This window comes from Pseudomonas sp. CM27 (assembly GCF_013179515.1).
Lineage (GTDB): Bacteria > Pseudomonadota > Gammaproteobacteria > Pseudomonadales > Pseudomonadaceae > Aquipseudomonas.
Window position 1 is genome coordinate 12,429 of record NZ_JABMCN010000045.1, and the last position, 15,983, is coordinate 28,411.

The window sequence follows — 15,983 nt, forward strand, 5'->3', positions numbered from 1 at the left end:
CACGGCCAGCATCACGCCGGTGAGGATGGCAGGCAGGCCGGTGGGCAGGACGATCTTGCAGATCACCTGGGCACGGGTACAGCCCATGCCGTAGGCGGCGTCCTTCATGATCTTGGGCACCATCTTCATCGACTCTTCGGCGGTCAGCACCACGATCGGCAGCATCAGCACCGCCAGCGCCACGCCACCTGCCGGTGCCGAATAGGTGCCGGTGGTCATCACCACCAGGGCGTAGGCGAATACGCCGGCCAGAATCGAAGGCAGGCCAGTGAGCATCTTCGCGGCAAAGCGCGCGGCGTTGGCCAGCTTGCTCTCCGGGCCGAGCTCGGCGAGGAACACGGCTGCCAGGATACCGACCGGTACCGCGATGGCGGCAGCGATGCCGACCATGACGAAGGTACCGGCCATGGCGTTACCAAAACCGCCGCCCATCTCGAAGCCGGTAGGCGGCAACTCGGTGAACACTTCCAGGCTGAGGCGCGCACCGCCGCGGGTGATCAGCATGTACAGCACGGAAATCAGCGGCACGCTGGCAACCAGCGCGGCGAACCAGGCCAGCGAGGTCAGGACCAGGCTGCGCAGGGCACGGCCTTCGAGCTTGCGCTGCAGGCTGGGCAACGCGGCTACAGGGGTCGAAAGGTCGGTCATTGTTTGTTACCCCGCTGGGCGTAGAGCATGATCATCGAGCCGAACACGTTCACCAGCAGGGTGATGAACATCAGTACCAGTGCCGCATACATCAGCACCTCGATCTCGTTCGGGCCGGCTTCCGGGAAGTTCAGCGCCAGCAGCGCCGCCAGGGTGTTGGCCGGGGCGAACAGGGACAAGGTGATGGTATTGGCGTTGCCGACCAGCATGGCCAGGGCCATGGTTTCACCCAGTGCGCGGCCGAGGCCCAGCACCAAGGAGCCGAAGATGCCGGTGGCGGCGGATGGCACCATCACCTTGAGGATGGCTTCCCAGTGGGTGGTGCCCATACCGTAGGCCGCCTGCTTGGTTTTCATTGGCACGCTGGTCAGCGCATCCTGGGAAACGGCAGCAATGGTCGGCAGGATCATGATCGCCAGTACCAACGCCGCAGGCAGCAGGCCTGGCCCGCTGAGTGAGGTGCCGAAAAACGGGATCCAGCCCAGCTCGCTGTTCAGCCACGCGGTCAGCGGGCGAATCGCCGGGATGACCACATAGATGCCCCACAGGCCGTAGACCACGCTGGGGATGGCGGCGAGCAGCTCGACGATGGTGCGGAACACCGCGGCAAGCTTGGCCGGAAGGAAATCCTGGGTGAGGAAAATGGCCATGCTGACGCCGAAGAAGCCGGCGATCAACAAGGCGATCAGGGCGCTGTAAAGCGTGCCCCAAATGGCGGGCAGAATGCCGTATTTGCCCTGGTTGACGTCCCATACAGTGCCGAACAGCACATCAAACCCGTGCTTTTCCATGCCAGGAAGTGCCTTGCGTCCTACTTCGTACACCAGCGCGAAGACCAGCGCGAGGATCAGCACCACACCGATACGTGCAAGCGCACGGAAGGTGCGGTCAACCAGGAAGTCCTTGGCGGACGGTGGCTGGCACGCGGAATCCGGGTTATCCGGTATGGCAAAAGGTGTGTTCATGGGCGAGTTCCGGGACAAAGGGCAAACACCCCCGGCGTGACAGTCTGTCCACGCCAGGAGCGCCTGAGGGTATTACTTGATGTTTTCCGACGCTTTGCGCACTTCGGCGACAACCGACGCTGGCAGCGGGATGTAACCCATCGAGTCGGCGATCTCCTGGCCTTTGGTCAGGCCGTACTCGACCATTTCACGCATGGCCTTGGCCTTTTCCGGGCTGCCATTGTCCTTGCGGAAGATCATCCAGGTGTAGGAAGTGATCGGGTAGGACTTGGCACCTTCCGGGTCTGGCAGGTGGGCAATCAGGTTTTCCGGCATCTTCACCGCAGCCAGCGCTTCGGCACCGCTCTCGGCGTTCGGCACGACGTACTGGCCGGCTTTGTTTTGCAGTACGGCGAAGTCGACCTTGGCCAGTTTGGCGAAGCCGTATTCGATGTAGCCGATGGCGCCTGGGGTCTGGCGTACGGTGGCGGTTACGCCGTCGTTCTTCGGCGACTTGATGAACTTGTCGGTGGCTGGCCAGTTGACGGTGTTGCCTTCACCCAGGTCTTTCTTGAAGTCAGCGTTGATAGCCGACAGGTGCTTGGTGAACACCGCGTTGGTGCCGCTGGAGTCGGCACGGACCACCACGGTGATCGGCATGTCTGGCAGCTTCAGCTCGGGGTTGGCAGCGACGATCTGCGGGTCGTTCCACTTGGTGATCTTGCCCAGGAAGATGTTGGAGTACACATCGCGAGGCAGCTTCAGCCCTTTAGGGGCGCCCGGCAGGTTGTAGGCCAGGACGATCTCACCGGCGGTCATTGGCAGCAGTTGCACGCCTTCGCCGACCTTGGCGATGTCCGCTTCGCTCATGGCCGAGTCGCTGGCGGCGAAGTCGACGGTCTTGTTCAGGAAGTCCTGGACACCCGCGCCGCTACCCTTGGACTGATAGTCAACGGTGACGCCAGCAGTATTCTTGCTGAAGTCCTTGAACCAGGTCAGGTAGATAGGAGCCGGGAAGCTCGCGCCGGAACCGGTCAGGCGAACGTTCTCGGCGGCGAAAGCCCCGGAAGTGGCACAAAGCGAAACGGCAACGGCGAGTGCAGCAGACTTCATCAGGCGAATCATCGAAAAGCGCTCCTTGTGATGGCCGGCACACTTTGCATCAGCTGTGTTACAGCTTTGTGACGATTGAATGGCAGGCCGCACGGTAGAGCTTTTTCCCTCTGCCATGGCGGCAGGGTGATGTCATGCCTTGGTAACCGAAGGCGATTATCAATTTGCCATCTATCCCCAGCACGAGCGCTCGCCATGTCCCCGACAGAACACACCTTGATGAGGCGCATCCATCGCGAGCTGCTTGGATGAAGAGGCGAAGGTGCCGAGGATCGACTTGCCACAGCGGGTCAGGCAGGAGGACTACAGCCGTAACCCGACGCCGGTGGACATGATTGTGCCGCAGGTTTATTGACAGGGGTGGGGCGGGGGCATTGTCTGGGGCACGCAAAGATCGCCTCAGGGCTGACAGGCGCTGCATGTATTGTGGCAGGCACCTGTCAGCCCGCACGCGATCTTTGCGTGCCCCAGCCTCAAGCGCAATGCCGCAACAGCGTCTTGATCGGCCGCCTGACCCGCCGCTTGGCCACCTGCCGCGGCTTGATCCAGCGGCAGGCGTCTATCTCGTTGCGAGGACGAGGCTTGTCCGCCGCGTTGCGCGCCTCGAACAAATAATGGATAACCCGCTCCTCACGGTACTCGCTGACAAAGCGCAATTCATCGAAGGCCAGGCCGGTCTCTTCCGCCATTTCCCGCCGCGCAGCCTGCAGTGGCGTCTCATCCGGTTCGACCCTGCCCCCCGGCAGGTTCCATTTCGCATTGCGCTTGCGCACAAAAAGCACCTGGCCATCCTTGCGATAAATTACCGTGGCGCGCAGCTTGATACCCTTGCGCCTGGCTGTAGCGATGTCCATTGCCTTCATGAGTCATCCCGGTTCGCCTAGCTGGACCGGAGCCTTGTAACGGCTCCTGTCTCCACCCTAAAGCCTGTATATGTCCATTGAATGACCATCGGCCGAAGCAATGGTGCCATTCGTCCATTGCCCGGCACTCTGGCGCTGCGCAGGGTTTCAACCGGTCAGGCCAATGAAGCGGGAGTGAGGACCATGCCACGCGGTGACAAAGACAAATACACAGACAAGCAGAAGCGCAAAGCCGAGCACATCGAGGCGGGCTATGAGCACAAGGGCGTACCGAAAGACGAGGCCCAGGCGCGCGCCTGGGCCACGGTCAACAAGCAGTCGGGGGGTGGCGATAAAAAAGGCGGTTCGGGGAAAACGACCGCCTCCAGCGAAAAGCAGTCCGCGCGCTCGGACTCGGCAAAACGTGCCGCCAAATCACGTCAGGGCCACTCACGCACCTCTGGCAGTTCGCTGGAAACCCAGACCAAGGCCAGCCTGATGAAAGAAGCGCGAAGCAAAGACATCAAGGGGCGTTCCACCATGACCAAAGCCGAGTTGGTCGAAGCGTTGCGCACACACGGTTAGCGGCAGGGGTGCCGCGACACCTCCCACCAGTTCTGGAGACTTCACATGCCGCGCCTGGGCTAAACGCGACTTGTACGCACACAGCGCTCAGATGTGGAACGACTGGACCAACCGCTACGCCCAGCAGTTCCTGGACCGGTTCGACATCATGTTCGAAGCCAAGGACAAAAACCTGGCGACGCTGGACTATTACCGGCGCTACCTGGCCTGATCAGCCATTGCCGGCGATATCCGCCCCGCCTGTATCACAGCAACCGTTGCGCGAAGCGCACTCGTATTCCGCGGCAGCGCGGGTCGGGAAGTTGATGCTCAGGCGCACCTTTTCCAGCGTGTCATACAGGTCGTAGCCCTCCCCCAAGGCGGCCGGGAAGCCAAAACGGCGAGGGAGCAATTCTTTCTGGAGCGGCACAGCGGGAACTACTACGAAGCGCGTCTGCATGATCATCCCTCTTCCAGCAGTGCTTAAGTATTAGTACCACTATGTGAAAGCATCAAGATGGCTCATGCAAAATTTCAGTGCAGCGCGTGTTTCTGCCCCCATGCGCATTGCTCGTGACTGCTGCATCCCGGCCTTGATCCCCGCCGACCCGGCAGATGCCAGGGCCTGGGATTTGATGCAGACGGGATCGGCATGCAGTTGACGCAAATCAAGCCGCCGTATCGGGTTCGCGAGACGATGGCAGCAAGCAGCGCATCGATAACCGCGCGATCTTGGACAAGGAGCCCCACATGAGCCCGCTGACACACATACTGGTAGCCACCGACCTGTCACCCTTTGCCCGCAACGCAGCGGAGCGCGCGGCCGTCCTCAGCCAGGCGCAGCAAGCCCCGCTGGACCTGCTGTATATTGCCAACCCGGCACCCTTCGAGCGCCTGAAGCAGCTGGTGGTACCTGATGACGACCTGTTGCAGCGGGTGCGGGACAGCGCCGGCGAAAAGCTGCGCGCACAGGCGGCAATGCTGTTCCAGCGCTATGACATTGCCGCTGGCGTGCAGGTGGCCAACGGCTCGGTGACCACGGAAATCTCTCGTGTGGTGCAAGACAAGGGCAGCGACCTGCTGGTGTGTGGGGCGAAAGGCCAGGGCGTGGGCCGGCGCTTGCTGCTGGGCTCTACCGTGCACAAAATGCTTGATCGGATGCCCTGCCCTTTGCTGGTGGTGAAGCAGGCGCCCCGCGATGCCTACCGCACCGTGCTGGTGCCCGTCGACTTTTCGCCAGCGTCGCAGCGGGCCATCGAACTGGCCAAGGCCATTGCGCCTCAGGCCGAAATCATCCTGTTGCATGTGTACGAAGCCCCGTTCGAAAGCAGTATCCGCTTCGCCCACATCGACCATGACACCCTCACCCATTACCGCAACGTCATCCGCAAGGATGCCGTGAAACAACTCGCCGCACTGAGCGAGATTGCCGGCGTGGCCGACGCCCGGCAGATCGTGCTGCATGGCGACCCTGGCTGGCGGATTGCCGAGCAGGAGCTGGCGCTGGAGTGCGACCTGATCGTGGTCGGCAAACAGGGTGAAAGCGCCCTGGAAGCGCTGTTGGTCGGCAGCGTCACCAAACATGTCCTGAACGAATCGCAGTGTGACGTGCTGGTATCGCCATGAACTGACGGTGTCGACGATCTTGCCGGGCGTCTTTCCACAGCCGCCTCGGCAGGAGTCGACGTTTACCGCTACGCACTCGCACGATATCGCCGTGCGCGCCGCCCTACCCAAACAAAGCGGATTTTGAACGCGCTACCCAAACGGTCCTCCACATGGTGCTGGGGGGGCGTTGCGCCGGGACAGCAAGCTGCAGCGGTGAGCTTTCATCGATTGCACTGATGATCACTATCGAGCGGCGCGCCTGTCGGCCTGGCAGGGCCGTCCCTATAATCGCCTGCAAATCTCCCCGCTCCTGCGCCTGCCACAGGCGACATCCCCTCATGGAACCGCACCCCATGCCAAATACCCCCCAGGCCCGTCAGGGCCTTCCCGAACACAGCCAACAGAGTCTCACCCAGCAGTGGCTGGCGATTCTTTCGGTCGCCGTTGGTGCCTTCGCCTTGGTCACCAGCGAGTTTCTGCCGGTGGGCGTGCTCAACGATGTGGCCAGCGACCTTGGCATCAGTGCCGGCCTTGCCGGCCTGATGGTGACCCTGCCCGGCATCATGGCCGCGCTGGCCGCGCCTTTGATTTCCGTGGGCGTCGGTGCACTGGACCGGCGCTACCTGCTGATCGGCCTGACGCTGATCATGATCATCGCCAACGCGATCGTCGCCTACGCCGTCGACTTCAACCTGCTGCTGGTCGGCCGGGTGCTGCTGGGCGTCAGTATCGGCGGCTTCTGGGCCACCGCCATTGCCCTCAGCGGCCGCCTGGCGCCTGATGGCATGGGCGTAGCCAAGGCCAACTCGATCATCATGGCCGGGGTTACCCTGGCGACTGTAGTGGGTGTGCCCGTAGGTACCTGGCTGAGTGGCCTGATGGGCTGGCGCATGACCTTTCTGGTTACCGCGCTGGTGGGGATCCCGGTGCTGCTGGCGCAGGTACTGTTGCTGCCGCGGCTGAACCCGGAGAAGGCCATTCGCGTGAGCGACCTGCCGGCCCTGTTCATCAACCCGCAAGCGCGGGTCGGTTTGATCGCCGTCCTGCTGATCGGTCTGGCGCACTTTGCCGCGTACACTTACGTTGCACCGTTCTTCAAACAGAATGCCGGCTTTGATGGCCCTACCATCGGCTCATTGTTGCTGCTGTATGGCGTGGCCGGATTCATGGGCAACATCTTCGCCGGTTTCGCGGCCAACCGCAGCGTACGGCATACCCTGATGCTGGTCGCGCTGCTGATCGCTGTCAGCACCGCCCTGTTCCCGCACTTCGCCACCGGCATGACCGGCGCCGCGATGCTGATCGCGCTGTGGGGCTTTGCCTTTGGCGCGTTCCCGGCCTGCGCCAATATCTGGATGTTTGTGGTCGCGCCCAAGGATGTCGAGCGTGGCATGCCGCTGTTCGTGGCGATGTTCCAGGTGATCATTGCGCTGGGCTCGTTCTTCGGTGGGCAGGTGGTCGACCATATGGGCACGGCGGTGCTGCTGAGCCTGGCCACGGCGCTGGTGGGCTGTGGGTTTGTCACGGTGCTGGTGCTGGGGCGCAATGTCAGCAACAGCCTGGCAGCCCAAAGCGCTTGATGAAAGCGCGAGTGCCCCAGGCAAAGTCCGCTCCTCTGTAGGGGCGGACTTGCCCGCGAATACGGCAGCAGCTCAGACGCTACGCGTCAGGCCACCATCGACCTTGATGTTCTGCCCAGTGATGTACGCGCCACCCTCGCTGGCCAGAAAGGCAATGGTCGCGGCAATTTCCTCGCTGGTGCCATAACGCTTGAGCGGCACGCTGTCGCGACGTTGCTCGGTGGCCGGCAGGCTGTCGATCCAGCCCGGCAGCACATTGTTGATGCGCACGTTATCCGCCGCATAGGTGTCGGCAAATATCTTGCTGAACGCTGCCAGGCCCGCACGGAACACCGCCGAGGTCGGGAACATTTCGTTGGGTTCGAACGCCCAGGCGGTGGAGATGTTGATGATCGCCCCGCCCTTCTGCCGTTGCATGATCGGCGTCACCAGGCGTGTCGGACGGATGACGTTGAGCAGGTAGGTGTCCATGCCCTTGTGCCAGTCGCCATCGCTGATCTCGAGGATCGGCGCACGTGGACCATGGCCGGCACTGTTCACCAGTACATCGACACGCCCCCACTGCTCGACCACGGCATCGACCAGCCGCTGCAAATCCTCGACCGACTGGTTGCTGCCCGTCACGCCAATCCCGCCCAGCTCCCTGGCCAGCGCCTCGCCCTTGCCCGAGGACGAGAGAATCCCGACCTTGAAGCCGTCTGCGGCCAGGCGGCGTGCTGCCGCAGCGCCCATGCCACTGCCACCGGCGGTGATGATTGCTACCTTTTCTACCGACATACTGCCTCCGTTGAAGATGCAACGCTGTGCTTACAAGTGCATTCACAGTAGCAGCCACGCCGCGACCGAGGGAGGCAGCCAGGCTTCGCCTAGCCAGTAGATTTTCTTTCGTCAACTTGCGCCTTCAGCCAGGCCCTCACCGTTTCCAGCACCGCAATGGGCTGGCCTTTACGTGGCCATACCAGGTAGAACGCCTTGTCCAGCTGCAGGTGCTGGGGGAATACCTGCACCAGCCGGCCGACCGCGATGTCGTCACGGACAAAGGCATGGCTGGCCAAGGCGATGCCCTGGCCGCCAATGGCCGCTTCTATGGCCAGCGAGGTCTGGTTGAAGCGCACGGTCCTGGCGGTGGGCGGGGGGTGACCAGGGAACACCGTTGCACAGAATGACGGCCAGAAATTGTGCGCATCGTGCAGCGCCACATAGCGCTGCAGGGCGGCGAAGCCTTGCGGCCGGCCCATACCGGCCAACAGTGCCGGGCTCGCCACTGCCACCACACGCGGTTCCATCAACAACTCTGCGTTCAACCCGGCAGCAAATGGTGGCTGACCATAACGCACCGCCAGGTCCACCCCATCGGTATGAAAGTGCGAAAGCCGGTCGGTGGCCAGCACCCGCAGGTCGATATCAGGGTGGCTCTCGGCAAAGTGCCCTAGCCTGGGGATCAGCCATTTCGAGGCAAAGGTCGGCGTCACGCTGACGGTGAGGTGGGAAGGTGTCGGGCGCAGCAGCCGTGTGGCCTCGTCGATCATCGCCAGGGCACTGCGCACACTGGTGCTGTAGGCATGCCCCGCATCGGTCAGGCCAAGCCCGCGCGGCAAGCGCTCGAACAGGCGCACCTCCAGGCCGGCTTCCAGCCCGCGAACCTGCTGGGCAACGGCGGCCTGGGTGACACCGAGCTCCTCGGCCGCCAGGCGAAAGTTCAAGTGGCGCGCCACCACCTCGAACACGCGCAGCGCGTTGAGTGAGGGCAACCCGGGAAAACCTGAGGTCATGGCGATGGATTTTCTATTGGCTGGGCTGGCAGCATTGCGCCGAGGCTAACCTCATCGGCCGAGGAAGTCGATCACGGCAGCGCAAATGCATGTGGCTGATCCAGCATGACGAAAACGTCCGGCCCGCTGCCCTCGACCTGCAGCGAAATGCGCTGGGTGTTTTCTGGTGCATCCAGGCTCGGCGAGGCGGATACCGAGGTCAGTGTCAGGCTGGTGGCGGATGTCAGCAGACCCCAAAACCAAAGCCTAGCCCGGCACTACATCGCCCTGGCCGCCTGCGCCAAGCGCTGGACGGCCCGGCGAATTTCATCCGCATCCAGCGAAGCAAACCCCAGGCGCAAGGCGTTCTCGGCATGCCCGAACGGCGAAAACTGCCGGCCACTGCGCACTACCAGGTCCAGCTCCTGCGCTTTGCGAACCAGCCGGTCCACATCGATGGCGTCGGCAAACCGCACCCACAAGGCCAGCCCGCCCTCCGGTTCGCGTACCGTAATCTGTTCGCCAAACGCATCCCGCAGGCAAGCCAGCAGGGTCTCCCGACGCCGGCGGTACTCGCGGTTGACCCGGCGCAAGTGTTTTTTCAGCTCGCCATCATTGATCAGCTCGGCCAGCATCCGCTGCATCACCGCATCGCCCTGCCCCAGGTTCAGCGTCGCCCTGCGCTCCAGCACTTGTGTCACCTCTGCCGGCGCCACGATAAAGCTGCAACGGAACGTGCTGCCCAAGGCCTTGGACAGCGAGCCGATGTAGATCACATGCCGCTGCTGGCGGTCGCTGGCCAGCGGCAGATAGGGCCGCCCGGCGACGTGATACTCATAGTCGTAGTCTTCTTCGACCACACAGAAGTCATGCTGGCGCGCCAGCTCCAGCAACCGCTGCCGGCGCCCGGCTGGCAGACTGACGGTGGTCGGGAACTGGTGATGGGGCGTGATGTACAGCATTCGCACCGGGTGCAGCCGGCATATCGCCTCCAGCTGATCGACCCGGCAGCCCTCGTCGTCCAGCTCCACCGTCACCAGCCGAGCGCCCAGCTGACGAAAAATCTCCCACGCCGGCGGGTAGCTCAGGCGCTCGACCAGCACCACATCACCCGGCTTGAGCAACACACTGGCCACCAGGTGCAGCGACATCTGCATGCCCTGGGTCAAGCAGATATGTTCGACGCCAACGTTGAGGCCGCGATTGTGCCGCAGCATGTCGGCCAGCGCAGTGCGCAGGTAGCGGCTGCTGCAGTCGCTGCCATGGCGCACGCTGTTGCTGGCAAAGCTGCTGCGCAACGCATTGCGGTAGTAGCGATGCAGCACGGCCTGGGGTAGCAGGCGGTGGTCACAGGCGCCGTTGTCGATGAACAACGCACCTGGCCGCCCCTGCTGGGCGGCAGCCAGTTCATTGGCGGCGAAGTAGGCGACGGCAGGCGCCTCTGGCAGCGCCAAGGCAAAGGGCTGCGCGACACTGTGTTCGACCTGCGTGCCAGCCGCCAGCTGCTGGCTGACGAAGGTACCTCGGCGCTGCACGGTTTCCAGCCAGCCCTTGGTCTGCGCTTCCTCATAGGCAAGGATCACCGTCTTGCGATTGACGTTGAGCAGCCGCGCCATCTCGCGCGTGCCCGGCAATGGCGTGCCAGGGCGCAGGCGGCCCTCGCTGATCGCGGCCACCAGCCCCTCGACGATCTGCCTGTACGAAGCCTGCGGTTGCGCGCCATCGAGCTTGAGCAGCGGCGGCCATTTGCGAAGCTGGACCATGTGAATTATCCAAAACTGGAGGTTCTTCTGGTCCTGGACTATAGCAACAATCAAACCTCCATTTGCCCCGAGGTGCTCATGCAAAGCCGCCACGTCATTGAATTGTCGCCTTCGGGCAAAACCTTTGAAGCCAGCCAGGAACTGCTGCTCGACGCCATGCTCGCCAGCGGCCTGCCGGTGCCCTTCTCCTGCCGCCGCGGCGCCTGCGGCTCGTGCAAGGTCAAGGTGGTGGCTGGGCAGTACCAGGCCAGGCAACGCGATGCAGACGCGCCCGCGCCGTGCTATCCACTGGCCGACGACGAGATGCTGCTGTGCCAGAGCCACGCTTGCAGTGACATGCGCCTGGAGATCCCGGGGTGGTCCCTGGAAACGCCCGTACTGCAAACCCAGGCGCAGGTGGTTGTCCAGCGCGAACTGAGCACCGATATCGTCGAACTGGTGCTCCAGCCTGCCCAGCCGCTGGAGGTGCGGGCGGGCCAGTACGTCAGGTTCCTGCTCGACAACGGCGACAGCCGCTGTTTCTCCATCGCCAACCTGCCAGCCCAGGACCAGGGGCAGCTGGTGTTCTACATCCGCAAGGTCAGTGGCGGCCTGTTCACGCATCACCTGCTGCCCACACTGCAGGCAGGCGACACACTGCAACTCGAAGGCCCCGTGGGTGCCTGCACCTGGCAGCATGATGACCAGCTCCCGGTGGTGCTGTTCGCCACCGGCACCGGTTACGCAGGCATCAAGCCCTTGCTGCTGACGGCGTTGGCGGGTGATGCGCAGGTCACCCTGTACTGGGGCGGTTCATCGCAGGCGGATTTCCATGACTGCGCTTTTCTCGACGAGGCCAGCCGTACGCACCCCGACTTCCGCTGGCACCGGGTTCTTTCGGCCGAGGCACGCGTGCAACAGGTGGCGCTGGCCCAGGCACACCGCTGGTCCGACATCCAGGTTTATGCTTGCGGCAACGCGACGATGATCAGCCAGGCCCGCGAGCTGTGCCTTGCAGCAGGCGTGCAGCCCCATCGTTTTGTCGCCGAGGCCTTTGTTTCCAGCGGCACTTCGCCGGCGGCCGCTGCTTTATCCAGCGCACTGCACCCCGAGCTGGAAAAGGTCGGCCCGCGTTACTCGCTGGACGGCATGCTGGCGGCGCGCGAGCAGTCGGTACGGGCAGTCGCCGCCATCGCCAGCCAGCTGCAGGTCGGCATGACCACCGCCCAGGCGCTGGAAATGGCCGCGCACACCTTGCAGGCCATGGGCGCTTCACATACCTGGCACCCGACCTACATCCGTTTTGGCGACGACACGGTCCGTACACCTCGGCAAGGCGTTGATTTGAAACGTGTATTACGTACCACAGATATCGTCGTGGTTGACGTTGGCCCGGTATGGGACGGCTACGAAGGCGACTATGGCGATACCTTCGTGTTTGGTGAGCACGACCTGCACCACGCCTGCGTCAAGGCGCTGCATGAAGTGTTCGACGAAACCCGCCAGGCCTGGGGCCGCGGGCTGACCGGACGGGAGCTGTATGACTTCGCCGAACGCAGCGCCCAGGCCAAAGGGTGGCAGCTTGAACGCAACCTGGCCGGCCACCGCATCGCCGATTTCCCGCATGTGCTGTATGGGCAGGACAAACTGGCCGAGGTGGAAATCGTCCCGAGCGAAGTGGTGTGGGTGCTGGAGATACAGCTGTGCCACCCAACCGAGCCGGTGGGGGCGTTTTTTGAAGACATCCTGATCGGCGATGGCAAGCGGGTTGCGAAACTGGCGGCCTGATCAACGCCTCAAGCGGCGCCGTGAAAACTGGCGGCTGGGAACAAAGGCAAATGGGTCGGGCAAAAAGCTCCACTCCGACTGAAATATATCTGGGCCATCAGGGTAAGGCCTCAAGCCGTTCCAGTTCCTGCTAGTGATCAAGGGTGGGTTGAACGTCATTATGTAATCAGCCCCTTGGGAGGCGAGATGGTGGGTGATTTTTTATTTCGCGAGGTATCAAAGTGAATACAGTTGACCCTGGATTGATTGCGCTGTTGATCCTTGCGCCCATCATTTTGTCTATTATCGTGCTGTTTTACATCGCACATAAATACACTGAGCACTTTGAGTCGCTTCTTCCGAACTGTACGTACGTGACCGGAAATAAAAAAATATTCCAGCATGCAGGCTTACTGGGCAAAGTCATGCTGTACCAGCGGCCACGACTGATAAATGGGCTAGTGGGCGAGCAAAAGCGGCGGGGCTTTCGATGAGCCCCGCGTTGTGATCAAGGTGCTGAAGGTTCGTTGGTCAGCTTCGCATGAGTGCTCAGTTCTTCAGTGATGAATGCCGAAATCATCGCCCGGTACACCTGCTCCACGACCTCAGCAGAGGCACCGCTTTCGTCAGCCATTTCACGAACCTTCCTTATTACTTGCTCAACCCGTGCAGGCGCACGTACATCATCGGAGGTTTTCTTGAAGGCCGCCGCTTGCGTGACGAGCCTTCCCCGTTTGGCGAGAAGCGAAACGAGGCTGCGGTCTATGTCATCGATGCCTTGGCGGACTTCGTCCAGAGAGGTGCAAAGTACATCCATTTTCTTGACTTCCTTATCATAAGCCTGCGATTGATTGAAGCAGGCAGTTGATGGTGATTCGGGGCTCTATCGTAGCCTCTGGTGGCCGTGAGTTAAGTGGAACCAAGGCATCGTTGAACGCACGTGTCAATGACTATCACAACGTCACTTTGGCTGTTCCATGCGTGCGCCTAACCGCATCAGGCAGCAATCGGCGGAAGCATCGGCTCACAGCATAACCCGCTCGCTATCCCCCAGAAAAACCGTCCCATGCATGAAAGTCTCTCGCTCATCGGCTGTGGTCAGGGCAAACTTTGCGATGTGGGTATGCGCGACCCTTCTCAGTTCTTCCCGCCACCGCTCACGCGTTTGCTCATCATCAATGTTGCGCCCATCAAGCACCTCGGGCGGATAGGCAGCTGCAAGGTCAACCGGTATGGCATGGAGCGTGCCGATGCGCGAACGCAGGTTCACGGTCGACAGCTCCACAATCAACCCGGTCGGCCCCTTGGCCATCAATTGCCTGAGAACCTTCAGCTTGTTTTTCGCCGAGAAGCTCGTCGCCTTGAGCAAACTGTTGTAGTAGGGCTTGAAGTAATTGATAAGGCCCGCTTCGACCAGCGACACAACTTCATGGCGCTTCAGACGCACGCCCTGCAAGCGCTTGAAGTGTGCCAGGTCGGCGTGGTCGTCCGCCTGGGCATCGACGTTGAAATCGCCGCCATTGCTGACCACAGTGCGCCCGTGCTCGAAGCGATACAGCAACAGCAAAACCTCATGCTCGTAGAAGTTGGTGAGCGTGTCGGCAAGGATCCTCTGCAGGGTGCTGTGGCATTGCAGCCTGTCCAGCGCCGTGCGCGCACGGGTTCGGCCAATCCCCTGCCCCACGTAAAGCACCTCCATCGCGGTGTCTTCATCGGCAAGCTCATGTTCCGATGCGGCGATGATCACGCTAGCCGACATCATCTGCTTGCCACAGGGTGTGATAGCAACCATCGCAGCGCCATTTACCGCGATCGCGACATCCACGATCGGCACATCTGCGGGGATGGAGCTTTTTGGAATTTCGTAGACAAACGGAACCGCCACCATGCCCTGCGCACGGCGAACCAGGAAGTTGCCGGTTACGGTCCGGCCGCTGAGGCTGAAACTCTCCGGCTGCAGGTACACCCGGGGGCGGCGGACGATGAGGTAGATGTTGCAGTTCTGCAGCGCCGCAAGGTGTGCGGGCTCGTGCTTCACATTGTAGAGATCTGCGGGGGTGAGTATTGCAGGGTCGCTGGAGTACAGGTGGGCTGCGCCTTCCATGGAATACAAACGTTGCACATTGTTGATGTCGTTCATGGCATCCGGTCCTCAATTCCTTTGAGTGAGTTGCGTCAGCTCTCAATAGTCCAACTTAGCCTTCGTCTGCTGACAAGTCGCCAGCTGGCCGCGCACCTTTCCATACAGCGCTTTGGTCTCCATCGACTGCACTGCCTGGGTGTCGGCATAGTCCTTGCGGATGACGTCGAAGTCAGCCTTGGTTTTGGTCAGGTGTTCGACGCACTGGTTGATGGTTTGCCGGGTCAGCGTTCTGGTACCGCTGGCGTTTGGGGTGCCTTGCGGGCGGGCATCGAACGCTACGCTGATTGCGCCGATTTTGGTGCGGGCGGTCTTCTCTCTGTCCTCGCCGCAGCCTGTTAGTATCGATGCGATTGCAAGACCGAGTACACATTGCTTGATCAATGGAAATTCCTTTTAGTGGTTGATCGTCTGTAGCTCAAGTTCTGGTGAGCGAGTCATCCTAGCAGAGCCGGCCATGGAGTCTCGGTCCGTCGACCTACGTCCAGCTGCCACCCTTTTTGCTTGACGGCAAAATAAAGTGCAGCGCAGCAATTGTTGAAAATATCTGCATGCTGAAGATAGCTCCAGACCGCCCGCACAATTCACACTCCCTTGAAGAGAATTTTGACCGGCATCGACCCATTGCAAACGTTCGAGAATCGCTGCTTCTGCAATAGGCTAGCTATTCGGCAAGCTCGACGTAACTAGACTCGCCCCCACCCGTCGCACCTGATAACCATCCCCAAACAAAGTGAAGCGTCGTGCGGCCATGTTGGTCTAGGCCAATCTCACCGCGCGACCAGCCAGCGAGGATCTCATCCTCAGTGGTAATGCAGTGATAAAGAAGCTCGATGGTGTTGCGGCCTGTCACCCGCCCCACTTGAGAGCCCATGCGGATCCGGCCGCCTTGGTAAGTGCCGGTGATGGCCCCACCGTCGACGAGATAATGAAATACCGTTCCGTTGCCCGATAGCCCGTGGGTGTTGTTGGCGACGGTGAATCGACGGTTGTTCAACCGTTCGTGAATTTCGGAACTTGCCATAAGCCGCTTGCCCTTACCTGGAAATCCATTTCAGAACGCACAGCCTATATATAGATGGTTGGGGCTTCCATCTGAATGTCTGCTATGGGGTCGATAACAGACACCCACCTGCCCCACTCGCCCAGGTGCCCAGGTGCCCAGCCTAGGTAAGCACGATGTAAGCGTTGCGCTGCACGATCCCGGCATGTGGCCCTTCGACCAGGTGCACATATCGCCCACCGACCTGATCGATTGGCAAACAGTCATCAACATCCAGCACC

Annotated in this window: 16 protein-coding genes and 3 pseudogenes; 6 read left to right on the forward strand and 13 right to left on the reverse strand. The window is 61.5% G+C overall.

Annotated features, from left to right (window positions below; all coding sequences use genetic code 11):
* The 3 genes from HP547_RS08080 to pstS form a co-directional block, all read right to left on the reverse strand.
* A partial coding sequence (locus HP547_RS08080) for a PstA family ABC transporter permease (RefSeq protein ID WP_172285990.1) occupies positions 1-648 on the reverse strand: 648 nt, incomplete at its 3' end.
* On the reverse strand, positions 645-1,613 hold the full coding sequence (pstC, locus tag HP547_RS08085; RefSeq protein ID WP_172227734.1) for a phosphate ABC transporter permease subunit PstC: 969 nt from the start codon (positions 1,611-1,613) through the stop codon (positions 645-647). The genes HP547_RS08080 and pstC, both read right to left, overlap by 4 nt.
* 72 nt (positions 1,614-1,685) lie before the next feature.
* Positions 1,686-2,717, reverse strand: a complete 1,032-nt coding sequence (gene pstS / locus HP547_RS08090) for a phosphate ABC transporter substrate-binding protein PstS (RefSeq protein WP_172227732.1) — start codon at positions 2,715-2,717, stop codon at positions 1,686-1,688.
* Positions 2,718-2,955: 238 nt separating this feature from the next.
* Between pstS and HP547_RS29580 the strand changes: the two are divergent.
* Positions 2,956-3,060, forward strand: a pseudogene (locus tag HP547_RS29580) (polyphosphate kinase 2); the annotation flags it as partial.
* A 118-nt stretch (positions 3,061-3,178) separates the two neighbouring features.
* On the opposite strand, the gene HP547_RS08095 reads toward HP547_RS29580, so the two are convergent.
* Positions 3,179-3,568, reverse strand: coding sequence for an NUDIX domain-containing protein (locus HP547_RS08095; RefSeq protein WP_172227730.1), 390 nt, complete (start codon positions 3,566-3,568; stop codon positions 3,179-3,181).
* Between the two features lie 183 nt (positions 3,569-3,751).
* Here HP547_RS08095 and HP547_RS08100 point away from each other — a divergent pair, with 183 nt between their 5' ends.
* Positions 3,752-4,132, forward strand: coding sequence for a termination factor Rho (locus HP547_RS08100; RefSeq protein WP_172285997.1), 381 nt, complete (start codon positions 3,752-3,754; stop codon positions 4,130-4,132).
* Positions 4,133-4,190: 58 nt separating this feature from the next.
* Positions 4,191-4,343 (forward strand): annotated as a pseudogene (locus tag HP547_RS08105) (UV damage endonuclease UvsE); the annotation flags it as partial.
* Here the strand turns inward: HP547_RS08105 and HP547_RS08110 are convergent.
* Complete coding sequence (locus tag HP547_RS08110) at positions 4,344-4,577, reverse strand: hypothetical protein (protein ID WP_172227728.1); 234 nt, start codon at positions 4,575-4,577, stop codon at positions 4,344-4,346.
* Between the two features lie 284 nt (positions 4,578-4,861).
* On the opposite strand from HP547_RS08110, the gene HP547_RS08115 reads away from it, so the two are divergent.
* Positions 4,862-5,737, forward strand: a complete 876-nt coding sequence (locus HP547_RS08115) for a universal stress protein (protein WP_172285991.1) — start codon at positions 4,862-4,864, stop codon at positions 5,735-5,737.
* A gap of 335 nt (positions 5,738-6,072) precedes the next feature.
* A complete protein-coding gene (locus HP547_RS08120; protein WP_172227724.1) occupies positions 6,073-7,299 on the forward strand; it encodes an MFS transporter in 1,227 nt (408 codons plus the stop codon).
* 72 nt (positions 7,300-7,371) lie between these two features.
* Here the strand turns inward: HP547_RS08120 and HP547_RS08125 are convergent, their stop codons facing one another.
* The 3 genes from HP547_RS08125 to HP547_RS08135 form a co-directional block, all read right to left on the reverse strand.
* Positions 7,372-8,076: an SDR family oxidoreductase gene (locus HP547_RS08125; protein WP_172227722.1), complete on the reverse strand. Its 705-nt coding sequence runs from the start codon at positions 8,074-8,076 to the stop codon at positions 7,372-7,374.
* Between the two features lie 89 nt (positions 8,077-8,165).
* On the reverse strand, positions 8,166-9,071 hold the full coding sequence (locus HP547_RS08130) for a LysR substrate-binding domain-containing protein (RefSeq protein WP_172285992.1): 906 nt from the start codon (positions 9,069-9,071) through the stop codon (positions 8,166-8,168).
* 257 nt (positions 9,072-9,328) lie between these two features.
* Positions 9,329-10,813, reverse strand: a complete 1,485-nt coding sequence (locus tag HP547_RS08135; protein ID WP_172285993.1) for a PLP-dependent aminotransferase family protein — start codon at positions 10,811-10,813, stop codon at positions 9,329-9,331.
* Here HP547_RS08135 and HP547_RS08140 point away from each other — a divergent pair, their 5' ends adjacent.
* A complete protein-coding gene (locus HP547_RS08140; RefSeq protein WP_172285994.1) occupies positions 10,814-12,580 on the forward strand; it encodes a M24 family metallopeptidase in 1,767 nt (588 codons plus the stop codon).
* Between the two features lie 487 nt (positions 12,581-13,067).
* Here the strand turns inward: HP547_RS08140 and HP547_RS08150 are convergent, their stop codons facing one another.
* From HP547_RS08150 to HP547_RS29585, 5 genes and pseudogenes are all read right to left on the reverse strand, one after another.
* The gene (locus tag HP547_RS08150) at positions 13,068-13,376 is read right to left on the reverse strand and encodes a chorismate mutase (protein ID WP_172225671.1); all 309 of its coding nucleotides are present in this window, start codon (positions 13,374-13,376) and stop codon (positions 13,068-13,070) included.
* A 207-nt stretch (positions 13,377-13,583) separates the two neighbouring features.
* Positions 13,584-14,699, reverse strand: a complete 1,116-nt coding sequence (locus HP547_RS08155) for a hypothetical protein (RefSeq protein ID WP_172285995.1) — start codon at positions 14,697-14,699, stop codon at positions 13,584-13,586.
* A 42-nt stretch (positions 14,700-14,741) separates the two neighbouring features.
* Complete coding sequence (locus tag HP547_RS08160; protein WP_172225665.1) at positions 14,742-15,083, reverse strand: hypothetical protein; 342 nt, start codon at positions 15,081-15,083, stop codon at positions 14,742-14,744.
* Between the two features lie 280 nt (positions 15,084-15,363).
* Positions 15,364-15,723 carry a hypothetical protein gene (locus tag HP547_RS08165; protein WP_172225662.1) on the reverse strand — a complete coding sequence of 120 codons (360 nt, stop codon included), beginning with the start codon at positions 15,721-15,723 and terminating at the stop codon, positions 15,364-15,366.
* Positions 15,724-15,865: 142 nt separating this feature from the next.
* Positions 15,866-15,983 (reverse strand): annotated as a pseudogene (locus tag HP547_RS29585) (DUF1543 domain-containing protein); the annotation flags it as partial.